Below are 1743 nucleotides of genomic sequence, written 5' to 3'. Positions count from 1 at the left end.
GCCTACACGCTTACCCCCGGACAACCACCGCCGGGTAGAGCTACCCTCCTGCGTCACCCCATCACTTACCTACTACAAGCTCGGTTCCCAGACCAGTAAGTCAAAGCTCCCCGAAGGGACCCAAGACCACCAGCGTGGTTAGCATCACCTGATTCAGTACTGGACGCTCGTGCACGGGTACGGGAATATCAACCCGTTATCCATCGACTACGCCTGTCGGCCTCGCCTTAGGTCCAGACTCACCCTGGGCGGATTAACCTGCCCCAGGAACCCTTAGTCAATCGGCGGCAACGTTTCTCACGTTGCTATCGCTACTCATGCCTGCATTCTCACTCGCACGCCCTCCACCACACGATCACTCGGCAGCTTCACCGGACGCACGACGCTCCCCTACCAACCCACACATGCGTGTGAGCTTCACAGCTTCGGCGGTGTGCTTTAGCCCCGCTACATTATCGGCGCAGAACCACTTGACCAGTGAGCTATTACGCACTCTTTAAAGGATGGCTGCTTCTAAGCCAACCTCCTGGTTGTCTCAGCAACTCCACAACCTTTCCCACTTAGCACACGCTTAGGGGCCTTAGCTGATGATCTGGGCTGTTTCCCTCTCGACTACGAAGCTTATCCCCCGCAGTCTCACTGCCACGCTTCACTTAACCGGCATTCGGAGTTTGTCTGACGTCAGTAACCTTGTCGGGCCCATCAGCCAAACAGTAGCTCTACCTCCAGCAAGAAACACGCGACGCTGCACCTAAATGCATTTCGGGGAGAACCAGCTATCACGGAGTTTGATTGGCCTTTCACCCCTACCCACACCTCATCCCCCAGGTTTTCAACCCTGGTGGGTTCGGGCCTCCACGAGGTCTTACCCCCGCTTCACCCTGGACATGGGTAGATCACTCCGCTTCGGGTCCACAGCATGCGACTCAAATCGCCCTATTCAGACTCGGTTTCCCTACGGCTACCCCACCCGGGTTAACCTCGCCACACACCATGACTCGCAGGCTCATTCTTCAAAAGGCACGCCATCACCAAAGACAAGCTTCAGCTCTGACGGCTTGACAGCACACGGTTTCAGGTACTATTTCACGACCCCTCACCGGGGCACTTTTCACCTTTCCCTCACGGTACTAGTGCACTATCGGTCACCAGGACGTATTTTGGCTTAGCAGGTGGTCCTGCCAGATTCACACGGACTTTCACGGGCTCCGCGCTACTCGGGAACACATCAACGTCTAGCCGGTACCTTCATCTACGGGACTCTCACCCACTCCGGTACCGCTTCCCAACGGTTTCAACTAACACCGACATCAACGCTCCAGGCCGGCAGACCTGAACAGATATGTCCCACAACCCCGCAAACGCAACGACTGCCGTCTATCACACGCCTACGGTTTAGCCTCTTCCCCGTTCGCTCACCACTACTAGGAGAATCACTGTTGTTTACTCTTCCTGCGGGTACTGAGATGTTTCACTTCCCCGCGTCACCACCAACCACCCTATACATTCAGATGGCGGCAACCCGACACAACTCGGGCTAGGTTTCCCCATTCGGACACCCACGGATCACAGCTCGGTTGACAGCTCCCCGTGGCCTATCGCGGCCTCCCACGTCCTTCATCGGCGCCTGGTGCCAAGGCATCCACCGTGTGCCACTATCACTTGGCCACTACAGATAATAAGATGCTCGCGCACACTATTCACAAATCAAAACACCAACCGCATACCCCAACACCACTCACA

The 1743-nt window shown here is 56.2% G+C and carries 1 rRNA gene; it reads right to left on the bottom strand.

The window, feature by feature from the left end:
• A 23S ribosomal RNA gene (locus tag DQW06_RS06575) occupies nucleotides 1–1669 on the bottom strand; the annotation flags it as partial.
• Nucleotides 1670–1743: the final 74 nt, after the last annotated feature.

Origin of the sequence: Nocardiopsis sp. TNDT3 (assembly GCF_003427465.1) — a bacterium.
In the GTDB taxonomy this organism is placed as follows: domain Bacteria; phylum Actinomycetota; class Actinomycetes; order Streptosporangiales; family Streptosporangiaceae; genus Nocardiopsis; species Nocardiopsis dassonvillei.
This window is presented reverse-complemented; position numbering and strand designations above follow the sequence as displayed.